Genomic DNA, 16,121 nt, shown 5'->3' on the forward strand with positions numbered 1-16,121 from the left:
TTGAACCGGACACGCAGTTAATTGACAGACTTTTCAAAGAACTCATTTTATTTACTGCCAGAGCCGCTTAGGCTTGGCTAATTTTTAACGAACTATTGTTATTATTAATGAAAGATGATATGGCAGATGCAGGCATGACATATGGCGTTAAATGCAATAATGATGACATAATGCTTTATATAGATGAGAATCAGATAAAACAAGTAATAATAAATTTAATCCGCAATGCCATACAGGCGGGAGCTACCATGTTGAACATAAATGCATTACTACATGACGACGAGGTTGTCACGTTGGAGTTTGTAAATAATGGTACACCTATTAAAAAAGAAATGTTCGATGATATTTTCATGCCGTTTTATACCACGAAGTCTAAAGGCAATGGCATAGGACTGAGTGTGTCGCGCCAAATTATGCTGATGCACAACGGCAGCGTACAATTATTAAGGTCTAATGAAAAAGAAACAGCTTTTCTCCTGATATTCGATAATTGACAACTGTTATTAGTTGTTATTTATAAAACTAATGGAATTGACTTTATTTATTGTTAAAAACAATATGTTTTTTTAGAAACATTTTGTTTCAGGTATTGTACTGTCTATCTGAAGATGATGTTTGGGAAAATCATGGCCACCATTTCCTGTGTTTAAAGATGAAAGCAAGAGCTATACATACTATAGCCATTGCTCCCGTAATAATCCAAAAAGCTGTATTTGAATTAGGAGTGATGAAAGGGAAGAGTACATTCATCCCAAAAAGTCCGGTAATAAATGTCAATGGCAAAAGTATAGAAGACAATAATGTGAGGGTTTTCATAATCTCATTGGTTTTGTTGGTCTGCATAGAGTCGAAAGTCTTTGACAACCCCTCGATGAGGTCTTCATAATCTTCTGTCATGTCCCATAATTTCTGATAATAGTCAAGAATATTACCCCAGTAGTCTTCCATGTATTCTGTGTCTCCGAATCCTTTAATCTGACCGGTCTCAAAGTTGTGGAACACTCGGAGTTGCGGTTTCAATATAGTATTGATGGTGATTATATTTTTCCGAGTCACAGATATTCTTTCAATGATTTTAACCTGTCTTGAACCAAACAGTTCTCTGTTTATCAATTCAAGATCGAGACCGATTTTTTTTAATAGGTATAAAGACTCGACCATAAGTTTCTCAAAGATACGGTACAATAGTATATCTGAAGTTTTTAAGTTTAAACATAACTCCTCTTCGTCACGTTCTCTGTATTCGTTGAAAAGTTGATTTACATACCATGGTGATTTTTCAATGGTGATGATATAATCTTTTCCCCAAAAGATCTTAACTTCTTTGGTTTTGATAAACTTATTCTGACGGTCAAAGTTGGGGTATTGTAGAATCAAGAAATAATAATCATCATAGATATCTATTTTTGGACGTTGATTTACTGAACGGCAGTCTTCTATATCCAAGGGGTGAAAATGAAACGTTTCTTTCAGGAAATTAAAATCCTCATCCGACGGGTTTGTAATATGACGCCACTTAAGTGTATTGATTGTCAATGTATCAATCATCTTCTTTCCCCCCTTTCTTTTAATGATTATTATGTTTTACTTTCTACATCGGAAGTAATATATTTATTTATTTCGCGCAAAATTAGTAAATTTTCCAAAAAAGTGTTCTCAAAATAAGAAAAAATATTGGAATTTGATAAATCTTTTTTATGTAAACGATGATTCAGCTTTCATTGTTTTCATTTTGTTATAATTTCGTGTTTTATACATTGTCATTTTGTAATGATAAATGATTTTAAAAAGAACATGGTTTACGAAATGAAATGAAAATTAGTGGCAGTCCGAATAGAATATTATAACTATGAGAATTGAATATTTGAAATAAGAATCTATCAAGTAGTAAGAAAAAGGGTGAGACCGATTTTTTTCGACTCAACATCACCTTTATATTACTAATTAATTAAAAAATGAAATTACATGATAATATTTATTTTATCTTTCTCAACCACATTCCGGGTTTCACTTTCTTGTTGGCCTTAAAGTATGTTTCTGTAATTATCAATCCATCTTTGGAACGTTTTTTTATTTTCATTTCAGATATTTCTTCAGATGAACCATAATATAGATTATCCCATATTTGGGATTTTATCGGTTTTACGCGGCTTATTACAATGGTGTCGAAACATTCTTTGTTTTCGTCATAGTTGAATGACAACACTTCAAAGATACTTTTTTTGTCAACTCCTTCTTTTAGTCCTATACGGGCGGTAATGTTGATTTTTTTTGGTGCTTGAGGATTGCGTATTGTCATGTCGGATGTGGGATTTTTTATTTTACCCTTGAAAGTGGTAAATGTTACGGCATTACCATTTTTGTCGCATTGTATCGTATAAGATCCATTGTTTTCCTCGTTGTCCCATACCATGCCTTTTACAGCGGTTACTTTTCCGAGATAGTTGTCATCGCTGTCGAATACATCGAAAATTTCGCCTCCGCGTAATCCTTCGTTGGTTCCGATATATGCTGAGAAGTATTTCTTGTCAATAACACTCAAAGGAGCTTCGAGGTTGTCATTCACGAGAAATCCTTCAATTCTGGTCAATACTTTGAATACATCATTTTTTTCTTGTAATACTTTAAGTATGTTAGATATGTTTCTGTTTACAGTAAGGTCGATTATGCCTTCACCTGACATATTGACAGGGAATAACACAATGCTGCTATTTGATTGACTATCAATATAATCAAGATAAAATGCGTCGGATGTTTCTATGAGTGATGGATTATTCCAAATTTCATCATACATAATATTTTCAGTTTCATTATCCCAATGAAGTCTGTATAACCAAGTTGTTGTTTTCAGTGTATATCCGTCTTTGGCAGCGGAATATGCAGTATTTGCAGCTGTTACAGCCATGTTGTAAATTAATTCGACTGTATTGGGATTGACTCCTTTTTCTAAACTTTGGTCTTTTAGTATATCGGCTGTAAATATTGCCAAATCTCTGACAAGAGCTGCAACAGGCTCATTGGAGTAGAAATCTAGTTTGGTAAAAGTAATGAAAGTAAAAGGAATAAGTTGTGTTCCTGCATCATTGAGAGTATTGCGTCGTCCTATTTTTCTGGAGTTAAGGAGTACATCTTCATCACCGGCATTGTTGTTGTAGTTGCCTCTTGCAAAAATAAGTTCCATGTTGAAAGGTTCTTCAGAAGATTTGTCATACATGTACCATCTTTGAACCAATTTGTTTGCAATATGATTGTCTTTAATATATTTGTCTAATTTCAATTTATAATAAATCTCATAATCTGGAAGAAGTAATGCTTCTGAGTAATCAGAATTCAAGACTTTAACATTTTTACCATTTTTAATGGCTTGAATAACATTTTCGTAACCACGTAAGGTTTGAACATTGTAACCGGCTTCTTCTATTTCACTGACACTCAGTTCTATGTCATTGATAGGAACGCTGTTTATATCCAGTCCGTGTTTGTTGTATTGTACGGGGAAATTAAATTTTAAATAATTATTCCATGCATTGTCAACATATTGTTTGTCAGGCATATCATCAGATTCTATATATGCCATTTCCAAAGAACTTCTTTTGTAAAAAAATTCATAACCTTCGTTATTTTGTCCCCAAGAAATATTTGAAGACAAGCACGTTGAAATGATAATGGCAATTGTATAGATAATTGTTTTCATCGATTCGACAGTTTTAATGTAAGCAAAGATACAAAATATTCATTTAAATAAACAAAAAATCTTATTTCCATTCCATAGTGTTGATAAGATGTCTTATGTCATCTGTTACAAAATCAATTACCGGACGAAGAGAATCGTTATTTGGGGTAATATTGAAATACAAAGAACCTCTTAGAAAATGTTTAGTGCTGTCTGTAAGATAAAATTGCACAGGAGAAGCGACCCCTTCGCCTTCAAGGAAATATATTAATCCGTAAACTTTATTGTCGTCGTTGATGATAATACTGTCTCTGATACCTATGGCTTTTGATATATGTTTGGTTATTAAAGTGTGCGAATCTTCAAGATATACGTCCAGGTTTTCATTGACGGGTTTGTAACTGATATGTATGGTACTTTTAAAATTGGGGAACTCAATGTTAATCCAATCTTTTTCATTGGGAGAATGGATATCATGAGTAATATATGAATAACTTGGATATTGAAATGAATAATATCTCATGGTGTCAAGAGAGACATATTCTTTTTTTGGCAAGTCGATACGGAAGAAACCTCTCGGACGCGGTTGAGTATGTCGGTTTTCACAACTGCACATGACAACGACAAACATCAAACACAACATTAACAGCTTATTCAGTCTGAGAATTGTTTTCATTATATGTCACTTTTATTTGTATAATACGCCGAGCATCGACTTTTGTTATTTCGAATTTGAAATTTTTATATTCTGTAGTACAACCGATCTCAGGTATGCGTCCTTCTATTTCGAGTATCATTCCGGCGAGGGTATCGGATTCTCCTTTTATTTCATCAAAATAGTTGTCGCTCATGCCGAATACCTTACAAAAGTCAACTATGCTTGTTTGTCCTTTGAAAAGATAAGTGTTTTCGTCAGAGACAGTGTAATAGTCTTCTTCTCCTATATTGTCGAACTCGTCACTGATGTCGCCTACAATTTCTTCCAAGACGTCCTCCATGGTAACGAGTCCTGAAGTACCTCCGTATTCATCTACAACAATGGCAATATGAATCTTCTTTGTCCTGAAACTTTGGAACAAATCGTTTATTTTCATATTTTCCGGAATAAAATATGCAGAACGTATCAGTTTCTGCCATTGAAAATTGCTGTTGCCCACATTTGGAACAAGGTCTTTGACATAGATTATGCCGGCAATCTCGTCGAGAGTGTCTTTATAAACAGGGATACGAGAAAAACCGTTGTCTATTATGAACTTAATGAGAGTGTTGAAGTCGGTTTCGTATGGCACTGCTGCCAATTCCACTCGGGGTCTCATTATTTCACTCACCTCCTTTTCGCTGAAAGTCGCTATTCCTTTCAGCATATTTTTCTCTTCTAATGGAGTGTCATCTGTAGTTATTTCTACTGCCGTAGATAAATCACTGAATGACAAGCCTTTGCTTTTTTTTGCAAGTTTTTTGTCTATGAATGATGTGGAATTTACCAATATACTGCTCAACGGCTTGAAAATTACAATAAGGATTTTAAGTACTTTTGCCATCGATATGGCAAGTGCTTTTGGCCGTTTTGTGGCATAGATCTTGGGTATCATCTCTCCAAAAATAAGGACTAAAGAAGTGACTACAACGACATTGATGATAAATGCCAATACCATGTTGGCACTTTCATTGAACATCATTGCCATGATATATGTTGAGAATATGGTGATGGTTACATTGACCAAATTATTTGTTATCAGTATAGTAGCCAACAGTCTCTTGGGATTTTGCCTTATTTCGAGTACAGCTTTTTCCGATTTTCGGCTGGATGTCTTTAGCTCATTGATGTCGTTGGGTTGCAAAGAAAACAGAGCTGTTTCACTCGCAGATGCCATAGCTGAACAGAAAAGTAAGATGCACAATATTAATAAATATAGGGCTGTCTGCCATGTGAACCCTTTGAAAAATATTTCTTCATTGATGTTCAATAGAAATATACAAGTTGTGGTTAATGTTGACAAAATCTATGATTTAAAATTTCCGCAAAGATATAAATAATTCCAATTCATTAAGGAACTCTGTAAATCAAAATTTTGAAATAAGCATTTTATTGGCTGTTTTGTTTTCAAAAACATCATTTGTAAATCAAAATTTTTATTTAATATCTTATGCGTTGGTAAAGATTTTATTGTTTCAAAGTGTGTTATTACATCTCGAAACGATATGTTTTTTTTGATAAAGTGTTAAGCAATTATTTAATATGGAAGTTTATGTTCAAGGCATTATATTGTCTGGAGTGTCATTGCCATTTTGCTTGTTGCCGTATTTATAATAACTTGAAAACTGATTGTCTGTAATAGTGTTGTTTAATTTCATCATTTTGTCAACAAAAATTTCAGTGATGTAACGAGTTATGTTCATAGAATCAACATATTGACGATGACGAAGCTTTCCTTCAACATAAACAAGGTCTCCTTTTATGTAATTGCGTTTTTTTTCTGCAATATCATTAGCAATATCTCCAAAAGATACAAGGTTATGCCATTCTGTGTTTTGTACGAGGTTGCCTTTACTGCCATGATAAGTTTCTGTTGTGGCAATAGTTACCGACATTTTTTTTGTGCCGTTTTCAAAATTCAGTATTTCCGGGTCTTTACCCAATCTACCTATCAATAGGACTTTATTTAAACTTGCCATGTTTTTTTGAGGCAAAGATAATTACTTTTTCATTATTCGTCTTATTTATTCGTTTTTTAAGACTTTTTGTTGGTATATGTAATGTCTCACTTTCTTGGTATTGTTTGATATAATTTTGTCTGTTTAAACAAAACAGTAAAATGTTTTACTGTTTTTTATGAGATAAAAATTTGGTAATCAATGATATATAAGATATATTTTTTTTTGATACTGTATGTAAAATGATTAAAAATGTTTGTATTTTTGCGCCCTTGAAAACAGTATAAAAAAAGTAGTAACTATGTGGAAATATGTTTTAACAAAGAAATTCTGGATTGAATTCATCATTATGACATTGGGTATGCTTGTGACAGCCATGGCTGTTCACTTTTTCCTTGTTCCAAGTAAACTTATCATCGGAACAATTTCAGGTTTGTCAATTGTTATTTCGACATTAACTTCATTCCCTGTGTCAGTAATTGCGTTTATCATCAACGCTATATTGTTGATACTTGCCTACTTCCTTATAGGAAAAGAATTTGGCATCAAAACAGTTTACACTGCATTGGTGTTGTCACCATGGCTGGCATTATTGGAGACATATTTTCCTGTTACAGAGTCTGTTATGGGAGATCCATGGCTTGACCTCTGTTGTTTTGTGCTTTTGCTCAGTTCTGCACAGGCAGTGTTGTTTAAAATCAATGCTTCTACAGGTGGTCTTGATATTTTGGCAAAGATAGTTAATAAATATTTACATTTCGACATTGGCACTTCAGTATCTGTCGCTGGTGCTGTTATCTGTTGTACGGCATTCCTTATCAATGATTTTCGTATGGTAGTCGTCGGTCTCATTGGAACTTGGATCAATGGTCTCGTTGTCGATTATTTCACAGCCGGTCTCAATATGAGAAAACGTGTATGTATCATTTCACCGGAACATCGCAGATTACAAGACCATATCATCAACGACTTGCAACGCGGTGTCACCATGTATGAGGTAATCGGCGGTTATAGCAATGAACGCAAGATAGAATTGGAAGCATTGCTGTCGAAAGACGAATTTTCGGAGTTAATGAAGTATATCAATGATAATCAAATCAATGCTTTTGTTACCGCCGGTAATGTCAGCGAAGTGTATGGGCTTTGGAACAACAGAAAAAACAAGGTGAGACACGATAGAGTGCACCTATAAAATATTTGGGTGATTAGAATAAATCAATAACTTGTTGCAAGTGTCAATATAGTTCATACAACATCAAGATATAAATTTAAAATTTAAAAAGGTGCATCAATTCATTCGATGAGTTCGATGCATCTTTGTTTTATTCATTTTTCAGGAAGTCTATGTTTCTTTTAAGACCTTTGAACCCGGCTCGTTCTGCCGAGCTGTTTTTGAAAATAGCATTGAATCCATCATTATCAAGATCGTGCCAGTCTTTTTTTCTCATCTTCATCAGTTTTTCTTTAGGCTGTAGCAAAGTCTCTTCAGTTGGAACGGCAAATTTGTTGTATGGGCATACATCCTGACAAATATCGCACCCTAAGATATAATCATTGAATACATTTCTGTTTATGTTAGGAAGGTCGCCTTTGTGTTCTATGGTAAGATAAGATATGCACTTGGAGGCATTCAGATGAAATGGAGACTCTATTGCGTGAGTAGGACATGCTTTCAAACATTTGTCGCAATTGCCGCATCTGTTTGTCATAATGGCATTGTCAGTTTCAAGTACAATAGGCAGCATCAAATGTCCTATAAAATAATATGATCCGCCATTTGGAACAATGAGATTGGTGTTTTTGCCAATGAAGCCTAATCCTGCCTTTACGGCCCATGCCCGATCGAGGACAGGAGCGGAATCGGTGAAAGCCCTCGCTTCAGGATAATGACAGTCTGTTTCTTTTTCGATGAAAGATAACAACTGTCTTAATTTATCTTTAATGATATAATGATAGTCTTTACCGTATGCATATTTAGCGATGCGGTAATTGTCCTCATGTTCCATAATTGTTTTTGGAAAATAATTGAGTAGCACTGTCACTATACTTTGAGTACCTTCTATCAACAGTCGCGGGTCGTAACGTTTTTCTTTGTTGTTTTCTAAATAATGCATTTCTGCGTTGGCATGGCACGACAGCCATTGTTCCACAAAGACAGCCTCCTGTGTCAATGCTTCGGCACGGCATATACCACAGGCGCTGAAGCCCAGGTCGAGAGACTTTGTTTTTATTTTGTCCGACAGCATATTTTTCATGGTCAGAACAACTCGCCTTGTGAGGAGTTTTTAAATCTTCCTGTGTGACGGTATGCAAGTTCTGTTGCTTCTCTGCCGCGAGGAGTACGCATGATATATCCTTCCTGTATGAGGAATGGCTCGTACACCTCTTCAATAGTGCCGGCTTCTTCACCTACGGCAGTGGCTATGGTGGTAAGTCCTACCGGCCCTCCTTTGAATTTGTCAATTATTGTAGATAAGATACGGTTATCCATATCGTCAAGGCCGTGTTTATCTACATTGAGAGCTTTGAGGCCTATTTGTGCTATTTCAAGAGTCACTGTTCCGTTGCCCTGTATCTGAGCGAAGTCACGTACACGACGCAACAGCAGATTGGCAATACGGGGAGTGCCACGGCTGCGTCGTGCTATCTCAAAGGCAGCTTCATCTTCGATAGGCACTCTTAATATTGATGCTGAACGTCTTATGATGGCTGACAGTGTTTTTGCATCATAATATTCCAAACGCAAGTTGATCCCGAAACGAGAACGTAATGGTGCAGTGAGAAGTCCGGAACGTGTAGTGGCACCTATCAGAGTGAACGGATTCAATGCTATCTGTACACTACGGGCATTGGGACCGGTCTCTATCATGATGTCGATACGAAAATCTTCCATGGCTGAATAGAGATACTCTTCTACCACAGGACTTAGTCTGTGGATCTCGTCGATAAACAATACGTCATTCTTGTCAAGGTTGGTAAGCAAACCTGCCAGATTGCCCGGCTTGTCGAGGACAGGTCCGGAAGTCATCTTTAAATTGACACCCAACTCATTGGCGATGATATGAGACAAGGTGGTTTTTCCCAATCCGGGAGGACCATGCAACAACACATGGTCTAATGATTCACCACGTTGCGCAGCGGCACGGACGAAGATACGCAAATTGTCAACAACCTGTTGCTGACCGGCGAAACTCGAGAAAGCATCCGGTCTTAACACTTTCTCAATTTCTTTCTCTTGCCGGCTCATATTTCTGCCATACGCATCCAGATTTTCGTTCATCTAAAAAATATTTCTTACAAAAATACAAAAATAATGTTGTTTCTCGAAAGAAATGTTTATTTTAGCAAAAAAATTAGCGCTTTGAAGATAAAATATGGCATAATTGTAGTAATGTGCTTGTTATCAATATGTTGTCATGCACAAGATGGTTTCTTGATATTGAATCAGGATGAAAGGATAGATGCATTAATAGGTAAACAGAGAGAGATACATGCCAAAGATTCTACTATCGATGGTTTTAGAGTACAGATTTTTATGGAGTCGGGCAATGATGCAGTTAAACATGCCGAGAATGTCAAAATGGCTTTTATTGAGAAATATCCTTCTGTACCTGTGTATCTTATCTTCGGACAACCGTATTACAGACTTCGTGTAGGCGATTTCAGGACACGGCTTGAAGCTGAGAAGTTCTATTATGAGATAAAAAACATTTATAAAAATGCTTTCGTCACAGGAGACCGTATCAACTTGCCTTATAATGTCTTATGTGGTAATAAAGACGAGATGATAAATTTTGATGATGGAAAAGTCAGCGGGGAAGACAATAATATCGTTATCCCTGATGATATATATTATGAAGAATAGAAATTAAAAATTAATGTTATGAATAATGTGATATTAGTGGGAGTCGATTTTTCCAATTGTTCTCTGAATGCTCTTTCTCATGCTGTTACAGTGGCAGAGAAATCGAAGTCGGATATTGTTATGGTTTGGGTCAACAAACTCGCTAATGATAAAGATATTGTCTCGAAAGATAGAAATCTGATCGAATATGGTGCCAAACAGCATTTTAATGAATTGATAGAAAAATATGCTCACAGACTTGGCGAAAATACCATTACATATCAGATCAGAGAAGGACGTGTGTATGACGCCATGCAGGAGGCCTGTCGTGAACTCGATCCGTTTTTGATGTTTATTGGCACTCACGGTATTTCCGGATTTTCTGAGAGGTGGATCGGAAGCAATGCTTTCCGTATGTCACTCGTTCTTGATGTTCCTACGGTGTTTATTCGTGAGGGCATAGATGTCAACACTTCTATATCTAAAATAGTGATGCCTATCGACAGTACTCTCGAGACACGTCAGAAATTACCACTTACAGCACTTATTGCTCAATATTTTAATGCTCAGATTTTTGTCGTGGCTCTATATACTTCGGAAATACTTTCTGTTAAGGAAAGAGTTAACGGTTATGTAAAACAAGTGGTTAAATATCTTACAGCAAATCGTATCAATTTCGTACTCGATGAATTGCATACCAATGATGTAGATGAGGATATTATATCCTATGCCAAGAATATCAATGCAAACCTTATAAGTATTATGGATGAGTTGGAAAGAACTGCAGTTAACATTTTCTCAGGCTCTTATTCCCAGAAAATTGTTAACAACTCACAGATTCCGGTTCTTATTTCTCATACTAAAAATATTTATGCTTCTATAGCAAGAAATTAATACAAACTTTGTTGTTTTTGATAAAATCTTTGGTTATATCATTTTCGGAACAGTTTTTGATGTATGTTCAAAAAAAATAACTATGGAGAACGAAGAACTGAAAAAACAATTGGAGGAACTGATGCATCTCTTCAAAAAAATGATAGAGAAGTATCCGCCGGATGAGATACCAGGTATTGACAAGTCTCAAATAGAACAACTTAAGTTGTTTTTTGCTAATTATGATGAGATGAAAGACAATATCACTATTGAGATGCTCGGTCCTTTTAATAATGATATGACAAAGAAACTTATTCCTATAATGATAAGTAGATTGAAAGAACAACTTGGTGATGATGCTGATGATATAGAGGTTAAAAGAGATTCTGTTGTCGATGCAAAAGAAAAAGAGTTTCTGGCATTGCCTACTGAAGACAGATATGTCGCTCTTATCGATGCTATCGATAACGAGTTGAAGAATCCCAACCTCTCTATGGAGGAGATAGATGAATTACTTGATAGAAGATCTAAAATACAGAATAGTTTGTCTAAATGATCTAAATAATTTAATTTATTGAATTGATATGGAAAAAAGATTTTTTGTTCTTCCTCTTTTGCTTTTGCTTTCTTTTATGGCTCAATCACAGATTTTGTCAGAACGATTCGATTCGAGAGTAAGCATAGGAGCGGAAGTTTTTACAGATTATAATGTTGGTTCAGGTTATGACAATTTTTCACTGCGTGGAATAAATCAAGGTATCAGTGCTCAAATCACATATAATTTCCCTATTGGCGAAAGTAAACATACAACGTCTTTAGGTGTGGGATTCTCTTCACATAATTTTTATATGAAAGGCTGTATGTTGAATACCCCGTATGCTGATTCTTTGGTTTTTCAAAATATTGAACATGACTATAAAAGAGCAAAGATAAATGTCAACTATATTGACATACCTTTAGAAGTCAATATGCGTATTGCCGATATGTTTAAAATAAGTGTCGGGTTTAAATTCGGCATTCTTACTACCGGTAAGACGAAATATGTTGGTGAGATTGATGATACCGACCAAATCTGGCGTATTAAAAACAGCAGAATAGAAAATCTTGCCAAATATGTCTATACTGCTACATTGCGTATAGCTTATAAGTCTGTTTATGTTTTTGGTGCATATCAGTTTAATTCTACATACGACCCGGTGACCGGTATGGACCTAAGACCTTTATCTGTCGGTATTGGTGTAAGACCTTTCTGACATATCATATTTTTATGACGAATTAGTGTTTGCCATGTCGGCAAAGTGTTCGTTTTTTGTAACTGCCTTGACGTGATTATTGATATTATTTGTCTCTTTTGATTTGAGATGCAGTAGTTATATTATCATTTTACAGGTTCTCCATTGTATGTTCGATTTCTTATTCGACCAAAACAGTTTTAAGTAATTATATCATTAATTTCAAACGAATTACGAGAACAGGAAAACTGCTGATGATAATGATATGACAAAACCGATGACAAAGCCTGCATAAATCTGTGTAGGAGTATGTGCCTTTAATTGTAACCGTGCCGATGACACTATGCCGCTGACAAGTATTGAACCTATAAAGTATGGAAGATATGTGTCATGGCTTAAAAAAGATAAGATATAACAATAACCGCATAAACAACCCCAACCTAATGTGTGTAAACTTATCATCCATAACGGAGTTATTATTAAAGCTGCAAAACTTGTGATTATCAATATGATAATGAATATGATATAATAAGTGTAATTTGTTTCGGGTATGCCGATAAGACATACTGTCAAGGCTGTTATCATCAAAATGATGGAAATAATCCTCTCTTTTCGGCTTTCCATCGTCAATGATTTGATGATTCTACAGCTTTGAAGTAGTAATATTATGAAAAAAGGTATTATAAGAGTTATGAACTCAATCCATATTATGTTGTGTATCAATATACGTAGAGGAATATATCCTATAAGACCGGTAGCTAATCCCATTAAAAGGGTATAGGTTGGAATAAAGACAGGATGTGCTATCTCCGATATTATCTTAGACAATTTATTCATGATGTGATTTTGTTTTATAAGACTTTACGCAGTCTTGCAACAGGTATTCCCATTTGTTCGCGATATTTGGCTATTGTCCTGCGAGCTATGTTGTAGCCTTTCTGTTTTAAAATAACAGTCAACTCATCATCGGTGAGTGGCTTAGATTTATCTTCCTGTTCTACACAATCGGATAATATTTTTTTGATTTCTCTTGTTGATACCTCTTCACCATCTTCATTGATAAGACCCTCACTGAAAAAACTTTTGAGAAGGAAAGTACCGAAGGCAGTCTGAACGTATTTACTGTTAGCTACTCGTGACACGGTAGAGATATCCAATCCGACTTTCTCAGATATGTCTTTTAATATCATAGGTTTCAACTTTGTCTCATCACCGGTGAGAAAATATTCTTTTTGATAGTCCATTATGGCTTTCATGGTGACGTACAAAGTATCCTGTCGCTGTTTTATTGCATCTATAAACCATTTGGCAGAGTCTATCTTTTGTTTTACAAAAGTGATAGCTTCTTTGTTGCTTCGGCTGTCTTCCTGTTTTGAGAAGTCGTTGAGCATCTTGATATAATCTTTGTTGACATATAATTCCGGTGCGTTGCGGCTGTTGAGGGTCAATTCAAGTTCACCGTCGTTGTTGTAAATGGCAAAATCTGGTATGATATAATTGTTGTGCTGTGTTGCATTGCCGGAATCGCCTGGTTTGGGGTTCAACTTCAAGATTTCATCGAGAGCGATTTTGAAGTCTTGCTCATTGATACCGCTTTTTTTCAGTATCTTGTCATAATGTTTCTTGATAAATTCGTTAAAATACTGTTCTATTATGATGATGGAGTTGGAATAATCTTTCTCTGTGTCATCTTCCTGAAGTCTTTTTAATTGAATCAGAAGACATTCCTGCAGGTTTGTGGCTCCGATTCCGGCAGGGTCGAACTCTTGAATTATTTTTAAGACTTTTTCGACGTCTTTCTCATCGACGCTGAGATTCATGGTGAACAGCAAGTCATCTACTATACCGGAGATAGGTCTGCTTAGATATCCGGAATCATCGAGATTACCGATTATATAAGTGCCTATCTTGTACATCTTGTCGTCTAATACACGATAGCCGAGTTGCTGTAAAAGAGACTCCTGAAAACTTATCTCATCGGAGATAGGACTGTCGTAATGTTCGTCGTCGTTGCTGTTATTGTTGGTTCTCAGCTTATAAGCGGCATCATCTTCATCGTCGTCGTTTAGATAGTCATCGAAATCCTCGAGAGGGTCGTATTCCTTTTCATTGTCTTGTTCATCGTTGAAGGTGGTGTCTTCTTCGGCAGATGGCATGTCGTCATCATAATCGTTGTTTTTACCTTCTTCGAGAGCCGGATTTTCTTCTATTTCTTCTTTTATTCTTGAACTCAGTTCCATAGTAGTCACCTGCAGCAGTTTCATCAGCAGTATCTGTTGCGGAGACAACTTCTGCAACATCTTTTGTGTCTGACTAAGTTTTTGTAAAGCCATAGAAGAAATATTATAGTCGATTAATATTCACAATTTTTAGGTGTACGAGGGAAAGCTATGACATCGCGTATGTTGGACATTCCGGTGATGAACAGCATTAGACGTTCAAAGCCGAGACCGTAGCCGCTATGCGGTACGGAGCCGAAGCGGCGTGTGTCGAGATACCATTCCATTGAAGATTGAGGAATGCCTACCTCTTCCATGCGTTTGAGCAACTTGTTGATGTCAGTCTCTCTTTCAGAGCCTCCTATAATCTCGCCTATGCCGGGGAATAATACGTCCATGGCACGTACAGTCTTGCCATCGTCGTTCTGTTTCATATAGAAGGCTTTTATTTCGATAGGATAATCTGTCAATATGACAGGTTTCTTGAAATGTTTTTCTACAAGATAACGTTCATGTTCCGATTGAAGGTCAACACCCCATTCTTTGACAGGGTACTGGAACTTGCCTTTTTTGTTGTAGTTACAGTTTTTTAATATATTGATTGCGTCGGTATAGGTGACACGTTCAAACGGATGTTCGAGAACAAAATGCAACTTGCTGATCAGTTCCATGGACTTGTCTTCTTCTTTTTTGTTTTTCTCTTCTTCCTGAAGACGTTTACTCAGGAAGTTGAGGTCGTCCATACAATTGTCTAAAGCATATTGAATGAGATATTTAAGCATCTCTTCAGCGAGGTCCATGTTGTCTTCGATTTCATAAAATGCCATTTCGGGTTCTATCATCCAGAACTCGGCGAGATGACGGGTGGTGTTGGAGTTTTCAGCACGGAAAGTAGGTCCGAAAGTGTAAATCTTTGATAATGCTGTTGCAGCTAATTCTCCTTCCAATTGTCCGGACACAGTAAGATTTGCCGGCTTGCCGAAGAAGTCCTGTGTATAATCTATCTCGTTTTTCTCGTTACGAGGAAGATTGTTGAGGTCTAAGGTAGTCACCTGAAACATTTCGCCTGCACCTTCACAGTCTGAAGCAGTGATAAGAGGAGTGTGTATATTATAAAAACCTCTGTCGTTGAAGAACTTGTGTATTGCAAATACCATGGCGTGACGCAGACGCATGATGGCACCGAAGGTATTGGTGCGGAAACGCAGATGTGCTATGTCACGTAAGAACTCCAAAGAGTGTTTTTTTGGTTGCAGCGGATATTTGTCAGGATCAGCAGGTCCCAGCAACTCTATTTCGCTTACTGCCAATTCGACATTTTGCCCGCTTCCCGATGATGCCACGAGTTTTCCTGTGGCTGATACCGATGCTCCGGTGTGCATCAATGCCAATCTTTCTTCCGGAATCTTATCTAAATCGATGACTAATTGCAGATTGTTTATGGTAGAACCGTCGTTCAAGGCGATAAATGCTACATTCTTGCTGCCTCTTTTGTTACGGACCCATCCTTTTACATTTATTTCGTTGTCAAACTCTTGTGAGAGTAATGCTGTTTTAATCTCTGTACGTTTCACTTTTGTGATATTTTTATAATTCAAAATACAAAGTAACAAAAAAAATGTCAA

At 36.2% G+C, this 16,121-nt stretch carries 16 protein-coding genes; 6 read left to right on the forward strand and 10 right to left on the reverse strand.

The genetic code is table 11. From position 1 onward, the window contains the following. The first annotated feature begins 119 nt into the window (after positions 1-119). Positions 120-494, forward strand: a complete 375-nt coding sequence (locus tag ACZOVS_RS09675) for an ATP-binding protein (RefSeq protein WP_483997026.1) — start codon at positions 120-122, stop codon at positions 492-494. Between the two features lie 130 nt (positions 495-624). Here ACZOVS_RS09675 and ACZOVS_RS09680 read toward each other — a convergent pair whose 3' ends face one another. The 5 genes from ACZOVS_RS09680 to ACZOVS_RS09700 all read right to left on the reverse strand — a co-directional run bounded on the left by ACZOVS_RS09680 (position 625) and on the right by ACZOVS_RS09700 (position 6,349). Further along, positions 625-1,548 carry a magnesium transporter CorA family protein gene (locus tag ACZOVS_RS09680; RefSeq protein ID WP_483997027.1) on the reverse strand — a complete coding sequence of 308 codons (924 nt, stop codon included), beginning with the start codon at positions 1,546-1,548 and terminating at the stop codon, positions 625-627. A 427-nt stretch (positions 1,549-1,975) separates the two neighbouring features. After that, complete coding sequence (locus ACZOVS_RS09685; protein WP_483997028.1) at positions 1,976-3,694, reverse strand: hypothetical protein; 1,719 nt, start codon at positions 3,692-3,694, stop codon at positions 1,976-1,978. 61 nt (positions 3,695-3,755) lie between these two features. Next, the gene (gene gldD, locus ACZOVS_RS09690) at positions 3,756-4,349 is read right to left on the reverse strand and encodes a gliding motility lipoprotein GldD (RefSeq protein WP_483997029.1); all 594 of its coding nucleotides are present in this window, start codon (positions 4,347-4,349) and stop codon (positions 3,756-3,758) included. After that, complete coding sequence (gldE, locus tag ACZOVS_RS09695; RefSeq protein WP_483997030.1) at positions 4,324-5,673, reverse strand: gliding motility-associated protein GldE; 1,350 nt, start codon at positions 5,671-5,673, stop codon at positions 4,324-4,326. Before gldE ends, gldD begins: the two co-directional genes overlap by 26 nt. Positions 5,674-5,926: 253 nt before the next feature. After that, on the reverse strand, positions 5,927-6,349 hold the full coding sequence (locus tag ACZOVS_RS09700; RefSeq protein WP_483997031.1) for a single-stranded DNA-binding protein: 423 nt from the start codon (positions 6,347-6,349) through the stop codon (positions 5,927-5,929). A 280-nt stretch (positions 6,350-6,629) separates the two neighbouring features. Between ACZOVS_RS09700 and ACZOVS_RS09705 the strand changes: the two genes are divergently transcribed. After that, a complete protein-coding gene (locus tag ACZOVS_RS09705) occupies positions 6,630-7,520 on the forward strand; it encodes a YitT family protein (RefSeq protein ID WP_483997032.1) in 891 nt (296 codons plus the stop codon). A gap of 130 nt (positions 7,521-7,650) precedes the next feature. Here the strand turns inward: ACZOVS_RS09705 and queG are convergent, their stop codons facing one another. Both queG and ruvB read right to left on the reverse strand, forming a co-directional pair. Further along, a complete protein-coding gene (gene queG / locus ACZOVS_RS09710; protein WP_483997033.1) occupies positions 7,651-8,574 on the reverse strand; it encodes a tRNA epoxyqueuosine(34) reductase QueG in 924 nt (307 codons plus the stop codon). 11 nt (positions 8,575-8,585) lie between these two features. Continuing rightward, the gene (gene ruvB / locus ACZOVS_RS09715; RefSeq protein WP_483997034.1) at positions 8,586-9,608 is read right to left on the reverse strand and encodes a Holliday junction branch migration DNA helicase RuvB; all 1,023 of its coding nucleotides are present in this window, start codon (positions 9,606-9,608) and stop codon (positions 8,586-8,588) included. An 81-nt stretch (positions 9,609-9,689) separates the two neighbouring features. Here ruvB and ACZOVS_RS09720 point away from each other — a divergent pair, with 81 nt between their 5' ends. From ACZOVS_RS09720 to ACZOVS_RS09735, 4 genes are all read left to right on the forward strand, one after another. Further along, positions 9,690-10,193, forward strand: coding sequence for an SPOR domain-containing protein (locus tag ACZOVS_RS09720; RefSeq protein ID WP_483997035.1), 504 nt, complete (start codon positions 9,690-9,692; stop codon positions 10,191-10,193). 18 nt (positions 10,194-10,211) lie between these two features. Further along, positions 10,212-11,066: a universal stress protein gene (locus ACZOVS_RS09725; RefSeq protein WP_483997036.1), complete on the forward strand. Its 855-nt coding sequence runs from the start codon at positions 10,212-10,214 to the stop codon at positions 11,064-11,066. 82 nt (positions 11,067-11,148) lie between these two features. Further along, a complete protein-coding gene (locus tag ACZOVS_RS09730; RefSeq protein ID WP_483997037.1) occupies positions 11,149-11,601 on the forward strand; it encodes a hypothetical protein in 453 nt (150 codons plus the stop codon). Between the two features lie 28 nt (positions 11,602-11,629). Then, positions 11,630-12,298 (forward strand): outer membrane beta-barrel protein, encoded by a 669-nt coding sequence (locus ACZOVS_RS09735; RefSeq protein WP_483997038.1) that lies wholly within the window; start codon positions 11,630-11,632, stop codon positions 12,296-12,298. Between the two features lie 210 nt (positions 12,299-12,508). On the opposite strand, the gene ACZOVS_RS09740 is transcribed toward ACZOVS_RS09735, so the two are convergent. The 3 genes from ACZOVS_RS09740 to asnS are packed head-to-tail and all read right to left on the reverse strand — an operon-like array spanning position 12,509 to position 16,079. Then, the gene (locus tag ACZOVS_RS09740) at positions 12,509-13,114 is read right to left on the reverse strand and encodes a hypothetical protein (protein ID WP_483997039.1); all 606 of its coding nucleotides are present in this window, start codon (positions 13,112-13,114) and stop codon (positions 12,509-12,511) included. Positions 13,115-13,128: 14 nt separating this feature from the next. Continuing rightward, on the reverse strand, positions 13,129-14,610 hold the full coding sequence (rpoN, locus tag ACZOVS_RS09745; RefSeq protein WP_483997040.1) for an RNA polymerase factor sigma-54: 1,482 nt from the start codon (positions 14,608-14,610) through the stop codon (positions 13,129-13,131). Positions 14,611-14,630: 20 nt separating this feature from the next. After that, entirely contained in the window at positions 14,631-16,079 is a 1,449-nt protein-coding gene (asnS, locus tag ACZOVS_RS09750; RefSeq protein WP_483997061.1) for an asparagine--tRNA ligase, read from the reverse strand. Positions 16,080-16,121 lie beyond the last annotated feature (42 nt).

Source organism: Candidatus Limimorpha avicola, from assembly GCF_056978975.1.

Coding starts and splice junctions, on each gene's coding strand:
- queG (WP_483997033.1), bottom strand. CDS start 8,574: ATGCTGTCGGACAAAATAAAAACAAAGTCTCTCGACCTGGGCTTCAGC.
- ACZOVS_RS09705 (WP_483997032.1), top strand. CDS start 6,630: ATGTGGAAATATGTTTTAACAAAGAAATTCTGGATTGAATTCATCATT.
- ACZOVS_RS09740 (WP_483997039.1), bottom strand. CDS start 13,114: ATGAATAAATTGTCTAAGATAATATCGGAGATAGCACATCCTGTCTTT.
- ACZOVS_RS09735 (WP_483997038.1), top strand. CDS start 11,630: ATGGAAAAAAGATTTTTTGTTCTTCCTCTTTTGCTTTTGCTTTCTTTT.
- rpoN (WP_483997040.1), bottom strand. CDS start 14,610: ATGGCTTTACAAAAACTTAGTCAGACACAAAAGATGTTGCAGAAGTTG.
- ACZOVS_RS09730 (WP_483997037.1), top strand. CDS start 11,149: ATGGAGAACGAAGAACTGAAAAAACAATTGGAGGAACTGATGCATCTC.
- ACZOVS_RS09700 (WP_483997031.1), bottom strand. CDS start 6,349: ATGGCAAGTTTAAATAAAGTCCTATTGATAGGTAGATTGGGTAAAGAC.
- ACZOVS_RS09725 (WP_483997036.1), top strand. CDS start 10,212: ATGAATAATGTGATATTAGTGGGAGTCGATTTTTCCAATTGTTCTCTG.
- ruvB (WP_483997034.1), bottom strand. CDS start 9,608: ATGAACGAAAATCTGGATGCGTATGGCAGAAATATGAGCCGGCAAGAG.
- ACZOVS_RS09680 (WP_483997027.1), bottom strand. CDS start 1,548: ATGATTGATACATTGACAATCAATACACTTAAGTGGCGTCATATTACA.
- gldD (WP_483997029.1), bottom strand. CDS start 4,349: ATGAAAACAATTCTCAGACTGAATAAGCTGTTAATGTTGTGTTTGATG.
- ACZOVS_RS09685 (WP_483997028.1), bottom strand. CDS start 3,694: ATGAAAACAATTATCTATACAATTGCCATTATCATTTCAACGTGCTTG.
- ACZOVS_RS09675 (WP_483997026.1), top strand. CDS start 120: ATGGCAGATGCAGGCATGACATATGGCGTTAAATGCAATAATGATGAC.